Here is a 12,877-nt window from a genome sequence, read left to right as displayed (position 1 = left end):
ATAATCTTTACATTAGAATCGTTCCTTTTTCTTTACTATCTCTTGTATAATGCACGTAGGAAAGCATTATAGGAGGTAGTTTTGAAAAATAACAAATATACTTTTCACACATTATTAGAGATTTTTCTCGTCTCATTTAAATTAGGACTTACTTCATTTGGTGGTCCTGTCGCCCATCTTGGCTATTTCCACCACGAATACATACAAAAAAGAAAATGGATGGATGAACGAAGCTATGGAGATTTAGTAGCACTATGTCAATTCCTTCCTGGTCCTGCTAGCAGTCAAGTCGGTATGGGGGTTGGATTATTAAGAGGTGGATTATTAGGAGCTATTATTTCATGGATTGGATTCACTTTACCATCTGTGCTTGTTTTAGTTTTCTTCGCCTCATTCCTTAATCAATTCGACCTTGGAAGTGCTGGCTGGATTCATGGACTAAAACTTGTAGCAGTCGCAATTGTTGCTCATGCCATATGGGGAATGGCGCAAAAATTAACGCCAGACCGAAATCGTGCGACGATTGCTATTGTAACTGCCGCAATCGCCTTATTATGGCCAAGTAGCTGGACACAAGTCATTCTCATTATAGTATCTGGCTTTATCGGCTGGTTTTTATATCGCAACCAACCAATTAGTCAATCTCAAAATATAAAAGTACCTATTTCAAAAACGATAGCAGTTTCTTGTCTCATCTTATTCTTCGGACTATTACTGTTGCTACCAATATTAAGACCGTTCTCATATTACATCGCTTTATTTGATAGTTTCTATCGCTCTGGCGCACTTGTATTTGGAGGCGGACACGTCGTGCTACCCCTTCTTGAAGGTGAGTTCGTACAAAACGGAATGATGACGAAAGAACAGTTCCTAGCTGGATACGGATTAACACAAGCCGTACCAGGTCCACTATTTACATTCGCTTCTTATATAGGAGCTGTGTTAAACGGGACGCTTGGGGCAATACTCGCAACAATTGCAATCTTTCTTCCTGCTTTCTTGCTCGTTATTGGTGTTTTACCATTTTGGGACAGCGTGAGAAAAATATCTTACATACAAGGCGCACTACTTGGAATCAATGCAGCTGTTGTCGGTATTTTATTAGCAGCTTTTTATGATCCTATTTGGACGAGCACAATTATGAACGCTGTAGATTTTGTTTTTGCATCTCTTCTATTTTGCTTGCTCACTTTTTGGAAAACACCACCTTGGGTTATCGTTATACTCGGAGCCTTTGGCGGATATATCCTATCGATTTTGTAAATAAAAAAACGACGGCATTATGTAGCCGTCGTTTTTCTATTAAAACTTCACAAGTTCTATTCCTTCAGGCAACTCGCTCTCTGTTAAAATACGCAATTCTTTCACACGATCCATTACGTAAGAAGAACGCTTCACAAGCTCTGGATCAATATACGCTGGATGAACCATAATTTCTACCGTTTGTTCACCTTGTACTCTTTCTTTTAACTTCACAAAGTAATCTTCCGTCACACCATCCGCGTAAAAGTCACTGTAAAACACGTCAGAAAACGGGCGTACTGCTCGCTCTTCCTCACAACGACGAATTGGAACATTATATGTAGCCGCTAATCTCTCAAGAACATCGTGCAAGATCGGTAATCCATGCACGTGATGATGACTATCTAAGTGAGTTGGTTTTAATCCGTAAGATAGAAATTTCTCAATTTGAGCAGTCCATTCTCTCTCAACTTCTTCTGCATTTAGCTTCCCTTCCCATACGACGCTTTGTTTATGAAACAATCCATCGCTATTTACAAGTGATGGTACGTCTCCAAGAAGAGGTTCCCCTGCCGTTAATACGAGATGTACGCCTACTCCGAGTAGGTTATATTCTTTTGCTAAGCGTACCGCATGCTCTGTTCCTGGCATATTCATCATCATCGTCGTTGAATTTACAAGTCCATTTATATGTCCATCAATAATGCCGTAATTTGTACCTTCTGTAAGACCAAAATCATCTGCGTTTACAATTAACTTAATCATCGTAATACCTCCTAATAGAATAAAAAAAGCGGGCTAAATAGCGCCGCTTTATTTCTCTACCTTTTTGAAGAACTGCGGAAGATATTCTTTATGTGCTTCCAACATTTCATCTAAAATTTGTTTTGCAACTTTATCTGATGGTACAAGTGGATTAATTGTCATAGCAAGTAGCGCTTTATGATAATCTCCTGTAACAGCAGCTTCAATTGTTGTGCGCTCAAATGATTTAATTTGTTGTACTAAACCGCGAACTGGTACGGGAAGATCTCCGACCGCAATTGGTTTTGGACCTTCTTTCGTAATAATACAGTTCACTTCAACAGCAGAATCATGCGGTAAGCTTGCAATTGTTCCGTTGTTTCGTGTATTAACAGGCTGGATATCACCTTTATTATTGTAAATAGACGTAATTAAGCTACATGCTGCGTCACTATAATAAGCGCCGCCACGTTTTTCTAATTGTGGTGGTTTAATATCTAAGTTCGGGTCTTTATATAACTCGAATAAATCATCTTCTAATTGTTTTACTACTTCTGCACGTGTACCTTTTTCAACCGAAGCTTCTTTCTCTTCTTCTAACATTTCACGTGTTTTGTAGTAATAACGATGGTATGGACATGGAATTGCACGAAGACCGCGAATAAAGTCTGGCTCCCAGTTAAGTACTGCAATATTTTCCATCGTAATTTGCTTTTCTGGATCTGTTACAAGTTCTAACACACGATCCATTACACTTACGCCATCTAAATATACATCTAGTCCGTATACCATATGATTTAAACCTGCAAAATCAACGTGGACACGACTTGCATCTACTTCAAGTAATCTTGCAAGACCCATACGGATTCCGATTGGAACGTTACATAGACCAACTACTCTTTGAATATTTGTATAACGAAGGACAGCTTCTGTTACCATACCAGCTGGGTTCGCAAAGTTAATTAACCATGCATTCGGACAAAGCTCCTCCATATCCTTACAAATATCTAAAATAACAGGAATCGTTCTCAATGCTTTGAATAAACCACCAGGACCATTCGTTTCCTGACCGATTACATCATATTTTAATGGGATTGCTTCATCTTTTGCACGAGCTTCTAATAAACCTACGCGAAGCTGCGTCGTTACGAAATCAGCATCTTTTAATGCTTCGCGGCGATCAAGCGTTAAATGTACTTCAATTGGTAAACCTGATTTTTTTACCATACGTTTCGCTAAGTTACCAACGATTTCTAACTTTTCTTTTCCCGCCTCAATATCTACTAACCAAATTTCACGAACAGGAAGCTCATCATAACGTTTAATAAATCCTTCAATTAACTCTGGTGTATAACTAGATCCACCACCGATTGTAGCAATTTTAATTCCAGTCATGCTTTATTCCCCTTTCGCTTCTAATTTTTTATAAAGGTCAATAAATTCTGCCGCCAATTCTTTTACTGTAATCGCATTCATTAAATGATCTTGTGCATGAATTAAAAGAACACTAATCTCTGTTTTTTCTCCTCTTGCTTCTGATTGTATGAGCTCTGTTTGGAAATGATGCGCTTCATTAATCGCTTCTTTCGCCTTCACCATCGCTTCATCAGCCTCTGCCATTTTCCCCTGTTTGGCAAATTGAAGTGCCTCCATTGCAAAGCTTCGTGCATTACCACTATTTAAAATTAATTGGAATGGAATTTGTTCTGCTGTAGTCATCATAATTACCGCCCTCTCTATTATGGTTCAACCGATTGAAATACCCCTTCAGTTTGAACATTTCTATTACATTATTATTTTATGAATGATAGTTTGGTGTTCTTGTAGATGGATTTCATCTTTTTGAACATGATATAAAGGTAGTTGTTCTCACAGACAATCTTATCTGCGAGAACAACCTTTATGTTACATAGGTACAGAGTTGTTATTTCCTTGTGCTGCTGCTTTTTCAGTACGAACAACAGAACGATCGCATAATACAACAAATGGATAATAGATTACCATCGCAATTACAAAGTTGAATAACTGTAGGAGTGCACCTGAAAGATGTCCACCTGTTACAAGATAACCACTAATAATTGGTGGTGTTGCCCATGGAATCATCCCAACTGTTTTTGGTACCCAGCCAATAGATATAGCTGTATAAGAAGTAATTACTAATACAATTGGTGTTATGATAAACGGTAAGAATAAAATTGGATTTAAAATAATTGGTGTACCAAAGATTACTGGTTCGTTAATGTTAAATGCACCAGGACCAATTGATAAACGAGATACACTGCGTAATTGTGCACTTTTCGCTACAATTAACACAACTACTAAGAACGCTAATGTTGCACCAGAACCACCAAGATATACGAAAGTATCAAAGAATGGTTTTGTAACAATGTTTGGAACATCAAATGCAGATGTACCACCTTTGAATAACTTCATGTTTTCCTCTAATGCCGGTAAGTATAATGGCTCAATAATACCACCAACGATATTTGGACCATGTAAACCGAAGAACCAAAGAAGATGAACAAGGATTACAATGATAATTGCACTTGGTAATGTCCCTGCTAAACTTTGCAGTGGTGATTGAATCGTATTAAAGATAAATTCATGAACACTTGTACCAGCTAATTTCACTGCTAATTGAATACCTGCAACTACTGTTAAGATAACAAATGCTGGAACTATAGCTGCGAACGATCTTAAAACTGCTGGTGGTACTCCATCAGGCATTTTAAATGTAATGTTTCTTTGTACAAAAAAACGGAATACTTCAGTAACAAGGAGCGCCACAATAATTGCTACGAATAACCCTTGTGCACCTGTCCAAGCTAAGTTCAATCCGCCTTCTTTCGGTGTTGTTGGCGTAAGAATAATTAACGCACCAAATGAAATAATACCTGCTGACAAACCATCAACGCCGTAAGATTTTGCTAAGTTATAACTTGTTGTAAATGCTATGATTAGTGCTAGAATTGCGAAAGAACCAGTCCACATTCCACCGCCAACTTGTTTCCACGTTTCACCAAACAAACCTTTCATGAACTCTTGGAAAGTTTCAGACGGAAAACCATTAATTAGTGATGCCAATGCACCAACTAAGATAAGTGGCATAACTGCAATAAATCCGTCACGGATCGCAGCTAAGTGACGTTGCGATCCGATTTTACCAGCGACAGGAACAATATATTTCTCCATGAATGCAATAAACTTTTGCATTTCGCTTCCCCCCTAATTATTTTTTAAGTGTTAACGCGTGATCTAAAACTGCTTCTCCATTCATCATGCCGTAGTGCATTGGATTGATAACGTCGATTCCAACGTTTCTCTCATCAGCAAGCGTTTTCATTGAAGAAAGCATGTAACGAACTTGTGGTCCTAGTAATAATACATCTGCTTGATCGATATTTGTTTTTACTGCATCCCCAGATACAGCCCAGATCTTTCCTTCTAGACCGCGAGCTTTTGCAGCCGCTTCCATTTTTGTAACTAGTAAACTTGTAGACATCCCTGCTGAGCAACATAATAAAATATTCATTTGAAAATCCCCCTTGTGTAGTATAAAAAATTTATGTTTATTTATTTTTCTTTACGCTATTTATTAATGCAATTAGCGTGCCAACTTTTTAAAACCACTAAAATCAGCACTTTTTCGACTGTTTTCTTTGTGTGTTAGCGCTTTCAATTAGTGTGCCACCTAAAAAACACACAGTGTGTTATAAAACAACACGCTTTTAACACATAACTGTATGAAAATAGATTAGTGTTTAGTTGTCTAGTTGTATTTAAAACAAAAAATACACTAAAAAAATTTTTTGCGCGTGAAAATCTAGTAAAAATAAACCTCTCTTCAATACACTCTTCTATCTATTGTCCAAGCCAACTCTACTAAATTACATAGAATAGAATAAAATAACACAATTCGAAAGGGGATTCCTATGCCAAAACATAGAAAACAGAACAAAATAAAGATTTATAGAATAACAAGCTATAAAAAAGACAAGCGCTCTGAATTAGACTCTGATAAATTTGAACTAGAACAACAGGAAATGGAAAATAAACAAGACAAGCAGGATAAACAGGACAAGCAAGATAAACAGGATAAGCAGAACAAACAAGAACAATCGGAAAATGTAATCATAGTACCCACAAATTCACACAGCTTAGATATATGGGATGAAATTTCTCTTAAAGAAATACAAGCTGGTGAGCATACAAATTTATTTGCAGAACAAAGTAATTATCAAAATATTACTTTGTTACAAGTAAGTGATGTCCGTTTATATTTGGACAAGCAATTACAATTTAGTTCCGTCGATGAGCAAATTTATCATGAAGCACTTGTTCATCCAATTATGTCAAAGGTAATTGATCCAAAACGTGTTCTTATATTAGGTGGTGGCGATGGTCTTGCTTTACGAGAAGTTTTAAAATATGAAACTGTGCTACATGTAGATCTTGTTGATTTAGACGAGGCAATGATTAATATGGCACGTAATGTTCCGGAAGTAGTTTCTTTAAATCAAAGTGCATTTTTTGATAGTCGTGTAAATGTACACGTATGCGATGCAAAAGAATTTCTAAATTCTTCTTCCTCTCTATACGATGTAATTATTATTGATTTTCCTGATCCAGCAACAGAAGTTTTAAGTACTTTATATACAAGCGAACTTTTTGCTCGGATAGCTACATTTTTAACAGAAGATGGAGCATTCGTCTGCCAATCTAATTCACCTGCTGATGCACCTCTTGTATATTGGAGCATCGGTAACACAATCGAACATGCTGGATTGACTGTGAAAAGTTATCATACAATCGTTCCTTCTTTCGGAACTGACTGGGGATTTCATATTGCTGCTAACTCTGCCTATGTACTCGATCAAATTGAACAATTATATGTTGTGCCAACTCCTCGAACATTACCTTCTCTTCTTGCTCCTTTGTTTCAATTTCAAGAAGAACATTTAGAACAACGTAATCTCGCTCTTTTAAACTCAGAATCAAACCTTATCCTACATCAATGTTACAAAAAAGAAATGGAGTTTTGACGATATTATAGTGAGGAGTGCTACTTTATGGAATACTCTACTTTCGGTAAGCATATAATAGTAGATTTATGGGGAGTGGACTTTTCTTTATTAGATGATGTTCACTTTTTAGAATATCATTTAGTTACTGCTGCTGATCGCTCTGGTGCCCATGTTTTAAACGTAAGTACAAAAGAATTCGATCCGCATGGCGTTACTGTTTTAGTTTTACTATCTGAAAGCCACCTTTCTATTCACACTTATCCAGAAAAAAACTTTGCAGCCATTGACTGTTATACGTGTGGTACGACCGTTGAACCGCAAATAGCGATTGATTATATCGTAAGTATATTAAAACCAAATGAGATGCATATAAAAAAGCTAATCCGTGGTATAGGGGAGATTGTTACTACCGATTAAATATCACTCTTACTCATTTGTAAAAAGGAGGATTATAAATACCATCAGTGGAACGAACACTCCACTGATGGTACAGACACATACATAAAAAAACCTTGCATACGCAAGGTTCATTCAGACATCGACATCTTCCTATATAATTCTACAAATTCACTCGCTAATTCCTTCACCGTTATTGCATTCATTAAATGATCTTGCGCGTGCACCATCAGAAGGGTAACTTCAGTCTTTTCACCACCAGCTTCTTTCTGTATGAGCTCCGTTTGTACACGGTGCGCCTCTTTCAATTCCTCTAACGCTTCTTGTAATTTAGCTTCTGCTTCTATAAATTCTCCACGCTTTGCGCAATCAATTGCTTCCATTGAACAACTTCTCGCATTTCCCCCATGCAAAATTAAATGAAAAGCCTTCGTTTCTATCGTATCCATTTTAGTTCTTTACTCCCCCTTTTCTTCCGCCAACTTTTGTTTATCCCATATTTTTAAGAACGGTAAATAAATGAAGAATGCAAGCGCAAAATTAACAAGTTGTAACACAACACCTGAAATTTTCCCGCCTGATCCTAAATATCCACTAAAAAGAATAGGTGTCGTCCAAGGTACAGCAGCTCCGCTCGGACGGGCAACTAACCCCCATTCCATCGCAAAGTAAGAAACAATCGTTAACACAACCGGAACTAATATAAATGGAATTAATAAAATTGGGTTCATGACAATCGGCATACCAAAAGTTACCATCTCATTAATATTAAATATACCAGGTGCAATTGACAATCTACCTAAACTTTTTAATTGCTGACTTCGTGCAAACAATAACATTCCAATAACTAAAGCAAGTGTCGCACCAGATCCGCCCATATAAATCCATAAATCAAAAAACTGTGCAGTAATCGTATTTGGTATATCTTGCCCTGCTTGGTAAGCAACTCGGTTTTGATCCATTAACGACAACCAAACCGGACTCATTACACCACCAACAATAGTAGCTCCATGAATTCCACATGACCAAAGAACATGAACGAGAATAACAGCTATTATTGCACCCCAAAGACTAGCACCAAGTACACTAAGTGGTTCCTGTAAAATTTGCCCCACAATATTATGGATACTGCCAAAAGAAGTATTTTCTATAATTAAGCGTAAAATCCAAATAACCGTTACAACAATAAATCCTGGAACAAGCGCGGCAAATGAACGTGTCACAGCTGGCGGAACTGTCTCTGGCATCTTTATAATTATCTTTTTTTGTACAATAAACCGGTAAAGTTCAGTAGATATAAGTGCAATAATCATTGCTACAAATAACCCTTGGCTTCCCATTAATGCAGCTGGGATAGCACCTTCTACAAGTACACTCTCTTTTGTACTTGGTATAATATATGCAACTTGAAATGGCGTCGCAAGTAAAAATGTCACAAGCGACAATGCCCCGGATGCTAAAGCGTCCACTTTATAATATCCTCCAAGTCTGTAAGCGATTCCAAAAACAGCTATTAAAGCCATTATATTAAAAGTTGCACTAACTGGATACCCTAAAGCCCTCTGCCAATTCTCCCCAAACAAACCTGCCATAAAATCATTATAGCCTGGTATTGGTAAAGCACTAATGATGAGGAAAAATGATCCTATAATTAAGAAAGGCATCGTCAATACAAGTCCATCACGAATCGCTAGCAAGTGCCTCTGTTCTGCAACCTTCCCTGCTACTGGCATTACATATTTCTCTAAAAACCGTACCATGTATTCCACTCTCCTCATGGTTTCATTAACAAAGCTGCTTGCAGGATTGCTTCCCCATTACAAAGCCCGTAATGGACGGACTGAATGACATCAACAGGTATCCCTTTCCCTTTACATAACTCTTTCATTTTCGGTAATAAATAACGTACTTGTGGTCCAAGTAAAAGTACATCAGCTTCATCTATGTGACTATTTACTTCAGAACCTGATACTGCCCAAATCTTTACCTCTATCCCTCTTGCCTCTGCTGCTTTCTCCATTTTCGTAACAATTAAACTGGAAGACATTCCCGCTGCACAGCAAAGTAAAATATTCATCCCTTTTCCCCTCCCCCTTTTTCCAAACCTAAGTTACGGTGCATCCTTTGCCACCACTAGGTTACAAATATATATGTCTAGATTTCCTGCTGTATGCCGAGCTTAAAAACAAAAATTTCTCGGTTTTCACGCTATTCCATCTATCGGTATTTTCCTAGCAAAGAGGGCTCTAACTCGCTATAATAATTCAGTATGATTTTTTTAATTGATAGGAGGATATATTTATGAAGGCATATCGCTTTCCGCTTATTTTATTATCTTCTATCCTAATTGGTGGTTTCATTGGTTATTTCATGGGTGCCGATGCAGTTGCTTTAAAGCCGCTTGGTGACATTTTCTTAAACTTAATGTTTACGATTGTTGTACCTTTAGTGTTCTTTAGCATCGCGTCATCTATTGCTAATATGGATGGATTAAAACGTTTCGGTAAAATTATGTCTAGTATGGCTGGAACTTTCTTATTTACAAGTATTTTAGCTGCTATTTTTATGATTATTGTCGTGAAAGTATTCCCGCCAGCACAAGGTGTTGTATTAGAACTAACACAACCTGACAAAGCTGAAAAAGCTGTTAGTGTTGCGGATCAAATTGTTGGTATTATAACAGTATCTGATTTCTCGAAGTTACTATCTCGTGAAAATATGTTAGCTCTTATTTTCTTCTCTATTTTAATGGGGGTTGCAACTTCAGCAGTTGGTGAAAAAGGAAAGCCATTCGCTACATTCTTACAAGCTGGTGCAGAAATTCCAATGAAAGTTGTATCTTTCATTATGTACTACGCTCCAATCGGACTTGCTGCTTACTTCGCGGCATTAGTTGGTGAATTCGGACCACAACTTCTTGGAACTTACTTCCGAGCAGCAATGGTATACTATCCAGCGTCTCTAATTTACTTCTTTGTATTCTTCACGTTCTATGCATACCTTGCGGGTCGCAAACAAGGTGTACAAATATTTTGGAAGAACATGGTCTCTCCTACAGTTACATCACTAGCAACTTGTAGTAGTGCTGCTAGTATTCCAGCGAACTTGGAAGCAACGAAGAAAATGGGTATCTCTTCTGACGTTCGTGAAACAGTTGTCCTTCTTGGATCTACACTTCATAAAGATGGATCTGTTTTAGGTGGCGTATTAAAAATTGCTTTCTTATTCGGTATTTTCAACATGGAATTCGAAGGACCGAAAACATTAGCAATTGCACTTGTTGTTTCTCTATTAGTAGGAACAGTAATGGGCGCTATTCCAGGTGGTGGTATGATTGGTGAAATGTTAATCGTTTCTCTATATGGCTTCCCGCCAGAAGCATTGCCAATTATCGCAGCAATTAGTACAATCATTGACCCTCCTGCAACAGTGTTAAACGTAACAGGAGATAACGCTTGTGCCGTAATGACAGCTCGCCTTGTAGAAGGTAAGAACTGGATCAAAAATAAATTTGCTTAATGAATAGAAAGAGGATGCTCCAACCGAGCATCCTCTTTTTTTGTTGCTAATCCATTCCGCCACAAATTTGTTATAATCTTCACAAATATTCTACATCCATTATCCATTCTCCGTACTATAATCATGTATGGAAAAGGAGATGGATCTAATGACTCAAAGCGCACCAGAATTTAAAGTTTTGCAAAGCATTGCATTCCTTGCTGTCGTTTTGCAAAGTTCCTTATTATATACAATGAATCAAGGAAATGTTTTACTTGAGCAATCCCTCATTATGGGCATGCTATTTAACCTTGCAAAATTCTCAGCACCTGCATTCATATTTATCGTCGGCTTTCACTTAATTCGGCAATATACGAAGCAACTGGCCTACACAGAATATATTTATGAAAAAGCCGCACATTTACTCATTCCTTATTTCTTCTGGTCTATTCTTTACTTATTAACAACAAACGATATGATTACACTACAAAGCGGAATCAAAAGTTTTTTACTCGGAACAGCCGCGCCCCATCTTTGGTACGTTATTATGATGTTCCAAATTCACTTATTGTTCCCTTTGCTATGCACACTATTTTATTGGTTTCAAAAACGAACAGAAAATAAAAAAGACATATATAAATATATGACCATCTTTGCTTGTCTATATTTTCTCTTAATGTGGTATTCTTCCCACTACATTTTTAATGGAGAGAAATTGACTAACTCAACCATTTTACATTATACAGATCGTTCCTTCTTCTTCTACTCATTCTATTTCGTCATGGGAGGAATCGCTGCTGTCGCACTAAAAGCGTGGCGTACATTTGTCATGAAACATATCCCGCTTATAACAATGCTATTTTTCGTCTTATTTCTATTCATCAATTATGAGTTATTTAGTTTTTACGGAGCAAACTCTATTCATTTAACCGTTTCGACTTATTTAAAACCGTCTATGTTTTTATATATCGTATGCGAAATTATTATACTTTACGTGCTGTCTATTACAATCGTACAACGACGAGGTTTCTTATATAAAGCTTTACGATTTATTGGGAGTTACACGTATGGTGCTTATTTAGCTCATTTTTTCTTCTTGCAACTATGTACAAAATTTCTTTCTTTATTCACACTGCAAGAAAACACAATATTATATAGCTTATTATTATTTACAATAACGGCCACAATCTCGATTTCAGCAATGGTCATTTGCAGTACACTACCATTTCATACATGGATTACAGGGCCTTCCCCTACGACAAATATGAAATGGGCTAAGATTGTACTTCGGAAAAATCACGAAAAAGTATTCAAACCATATCTTTGATATAATAGAATTCCATACAAGAAAAGAAAGTAGGACACACCTATGATTAATCAAATTGGACAAATTATGTTATATGTAAATAATCAAGATGAAGCAGTACAATTTTGGACTGAGACAGTAGGATTCCAAATTATTGCGGAAGAAAATAACGGACAAGGCTTTCGCTGGATTGAAATTGCACCAACGAAAGAAGGAGGCACAAGCATCGTCCTTCACGATAAAGCGTTAATTGCGAAGATGCAACCTGAATTAAACTTAAATACACCTTCACTTATGTTCTTCTCTAATAACTTAGATCAACTGTATAAAGATCTTTCTGAGAAAAACATTACAGTTGGACAAGTTGTAGATTTACCTACAGGTAGAGCATTCAACTTTGCTGATAATGAAAACAATTACTTTGCGGTAATGGAGCGTAAATAAAAAAGAAGCTATCCTAAAAAAACGGATAGCTTCTTTCATTTTAAGAAACTTGTTCTGCATTCGTTTCCCTATGTTGTATATGACTCGTAATCCAAGCAATTCCGCCAGCAACAACGAGATAGCATAACAATATTAAAATTTGTATTTTGATGCTAGTCTAAATGATAGACACACCGAACAGAGAGTTTATACTAAAAACAAATAAACAAGTTCGAGGTGTCTT

Annotated in this window: 14 protein-coding genes; 6 read left to right on the top strand and 8 right to left on the bottom strand. The window is 37.0% G+C overall.

The window, feature by feature from the left end:
* Positions 1-81 precede the first annotated feature (81 nt).
* The gene (locus JDS99_RS26105) at positions 82-1,263 is read left to right on the top strand and encodes a chromate transporter (protein WP_199695977.1); all 1,182 of its coding nucleotides are present in this window, start codon (positions 82-84) and stop codon (positions 1,261-1,263) included.
* A 39-nt stretch (positions 1,264-1,302) separates the two neighbouring features.
* Here the strand turns inward: JDS99_RS26105 and chbG are convergent, their stop codons facing one another.
* The 5 genes from chbG to JDS99_RS26080 form a co-directional block, all read right to left on the bottom strand.
* A complete protein-coding gene (chbG, locus tag JDS99_RS26100) occupies positions 1,303-2,007 on the bottom strand; it encodes a chitin disaccharide deacetylase (protein ID WP_087983957.1) in 705 nt (234 codons plus the stop codon).
* A gap of 48 nt (positions 2,008-2,055) precedes the next feature.
* On the bottom strand, positions 2,056-3,381 hold the full coding sequence (celF, locus tag JDS99_RS26095; RefSeq protein ID WP_199695976.1) for a 6-phospho-beta-glucosidase: 1,326 nt from the start codon (positions 3,379-3,381) through the stop codon (positions 2,056-2,058).
* 3 nt (positions 3,382-3,384) lie between these two features.
* Positions 3,385-3,708 (bottom strand): PTS lactose/cellobiose transporter subunit IIA, encoded by a 324-nt coding sequence (locus JDS99_RS26090; protein WP_000989050.1) that lies wholly within the window; start codon positions 3,706-3,708, stop codon positions 3,385-3,387.
* Positions 3,709-3,891: 183 nt separating this feature from the next.
* Positions 3,892-5,199, bottom strand: coding sequence for a PTS cellobiose transporter subunit IIC (celB, locus tag JDS99_RS26085; RefSeq protein WP_199695975.1), 1,308 nt, complete (start codon positions 5,197-5,199; stop codon positions 3,892-3,894).
* A gap of 16 nt (positions 5,200-5,215) precedes the next feature.
* Positions 5,216-5,518, bottom strand: coding sequence for a PTS sugar transporter subunit IIB (locus tag JDS99_RS26080; RefSeq protein WP_001023569.1), 303 nt, complete (start codon positions 5,516-5,518; stop codon positions 5,216-5,218).
* Positions 5,519-5,918: 400 nt separating this feature from the next.
* On the opposite strand from JDS99_RS26080, the gene JDS99_RS26075 reads away from it, so the two are divergent.
* Positions 5,919-7,028, top strand: a complete 1,110-nt coding sequence (locus JDS99_RS26075; protein ID WP_088608294.1) for a polyamine aminopropyltransferase — start codon at positions 5,919-5,921, stop codon at positions 7,026-7,028.
* Positions 7,029-7,055: 27 nt separating this feature from the next.
* Positions 7,056-7,427 (top strand): adenosylmethionine decarboxylase, encoded by a 372-nt coding sequence (gene speD / locus JDS99_RS26070; protein ID WP_088123753.1) that lies wholly within the window; start codon positions 7,056-7,058, stop codon positions 7,425-7,427.
* Between the two features lie 110 nt (positions 7,428-7,537).
* Here speD and JDS99_RS26065 read toward each other — a convergent pair whose 3' ends face one another.
* The 3 genes from JDS99_RS26065 to JDS99_RS26055 are packed head-to-tail and all read right to left on the bottom strand — an operon-like array spanning position 7,538 to position 9,483.
* Positions 7,538-7,855, bottom strand: a complete 318-nt coding sequence (locus JDS99_RS26065; protein ID WP_048542550.1) for a PTS lactose/cellobiose transporter subunit IIA — start codon at positions 7,853-7,855, stop codon at positions 7,538-7,540.
* 9 nt (positions 7,856-7,864) lie between these two features.
* Positions 7,865-9,166 carry a PTS cellobiose transporter subunit IIC gene (gene celB, locus JDS99_RS26060; RefSeq protein WP_199695974.1) on the bottom strand — a complete coding sequence of 434 codons (1,302 nt, stop codon included), beginning with the start codon at positions 9,164-9,166 and terminating at the stop codon, positions 7,865-7,867.
* A gap of 14 nt (positions 9,167-9,180) precedes the next feature.
* Entirely contained in the window at positions 9,181-9,483 is a 303-nt protein-coding gene (locus JDS99_RS26055) for a PTS sugar transporter subunit IIB (RefSeq protein ID WP_001023540.1), read from the bottom strand.
* Between the two features lie 224 nt (positions 9,484-9,707).
* Between JDS99_RS26055 and JDS99_RS26050 the strand changes: the two genes are divergently transcribed.
* From JDS99_RS26050 to JDS99_RS26040, 3 genes are all read left to right on the top strand, one after another.
* Positions 9,708-10,925, top strand: coding sequence for a dicarboxylate/amino acid:cation symporter (locus JDS99_RS26050; RefSeq protein ID WP_199695973.1), 1,218 nt, complete (start codon positions 9,708-9,710; stop codon positions 10,923-10,925).
* A 148-nt stretch (positions 10,926-11,073) separates the two neighbouring features.
* Complete coding sequence (locus JDS99_RS26045; protein WP_199695972.1) at positions 11,074-12,231, top strand: acyltransferase; 1,158 nt, start codon at positions 11,074-11,076, stop codon at positions 12,229-12,231.
* A 42-nt stretch (positions 12,232-12,273) separates the two neighbouring features.
* On the top strand, positions 12,274-12,654 hold the full coding sequence (locus JDS99_RS26040; protein WP_199695971.1) for a VOC family protein: 381 nt from the start codon (positions 12,274-12,276) through the stop codon (positions 12,652-12,654).
* Positions 12,655-12,877 lie beyond the last annotated feature (223 nt).

The sequence above is a fragment of the Bacillus cereus group sp. N6 genome, from assembly GCF_016483705.1.
GTDB lineage: Bacteria > Bacillota > Bacilli > Bacillales > Bacillaceae_G > Bacillus_A > Bacillus_A wiedmannii.
The sequence above is the reverse complement of the archived record's forward strand: the minus strand, read 5'-3'. Positions and strand labels throughout refer to the sequence as shown.

Excerpts from the sequence above, each read along its gene's own strand:
- chbG (WP_087983957.1), bottom strand. The coding sequence starts at position 2,007 with ATGATTAAGTTAATTGTAAACGCAGATGATTTTGGTCTTACAGAAGGT.
- celF (WP_199695976.1), bottom strand. The coding sequence starts at position 3,381 with ATGACTGGAATTAAAATTGCTACAATCGGTGGTGGATCTAGTTATACA.
- JDS99_RS26090 (WP_000989050.1), bottom strand. The coding sequence starts at position 3,708 with ATGATGACTACAGCAGAACAAATTCCATTCCAATTAATTTTAAATAGT.
- celB (WP_199695975.1), bottom strand. The coding sequence starts at position 5,199 with ATGCAAAAGTTTATTGCATTCATGGAGAAATATATTGTTCCTGTCGCT.
- JDS99_RS26080 (WP_001023569.1), bottom strand. The coding sequence starts at position 5,518 with ATGAATATTTTATTATGTTGCTCAGCAGGGATGTCTACAAGTTTACTA.
- JDS99_RS26075 (WP_088608294.1), top strand. The coding sequence starts at position 5,919 with ATGCCAAAACATAGAAAACAGAACAAAATAAAGATTTATAGAATAACA.
- speD (WP_088123753.1), top strand. The coding sequence starts at position 7,056 with ATGGAATACTCTACTTTCGGTAAGCATATAATAGTAGATTTATGGGGA.
- JDS99_RS26065 (WP_048542550.1), bottom strand. The coding sequence starts at position 7,855 with ATGGATACGATAGAAACGAAGGCTTTTCATTTAATTTTGCATGGGGGA.
- celB (WP_199695974.1), bottom strand. The coding sequence starts at position 9,166 with ATGGTACGGTTTTTAGAGAAATATGTAATGCCAGTAGCAGGGAAGGTT.
- JDS99_RS26055 (WP_001023540.1), bottom strand. The coding sequence starts at position 9,483 with ATGAATATTTTACTTTGCTGTGCAGCGGGAATGTCTTCCAGTTTAATT.
- JDS99_RS26050 (WP_199695973.1), top strand. The coding sequence starts at position 9,708 with ATGAAGGCATATCGCTTTCCGCTTATTTTATTATCTTCTATCCTAATT.
- JDS99_RS26045 (WP_199695972.1), top strand. The coding sequence starts at position 11,074 with ATGACTCAAAGCGCACCAGAATTTAAAGTTTTGCAAAGCATTGCATTC.
- JDS99_RS26040 (WP_199695971.1), top strand. The coding sequence starts at position 12,274 with ATGATTAATCAAATTGGACAAATTATGTTATATGTAAATAATCAAGAT.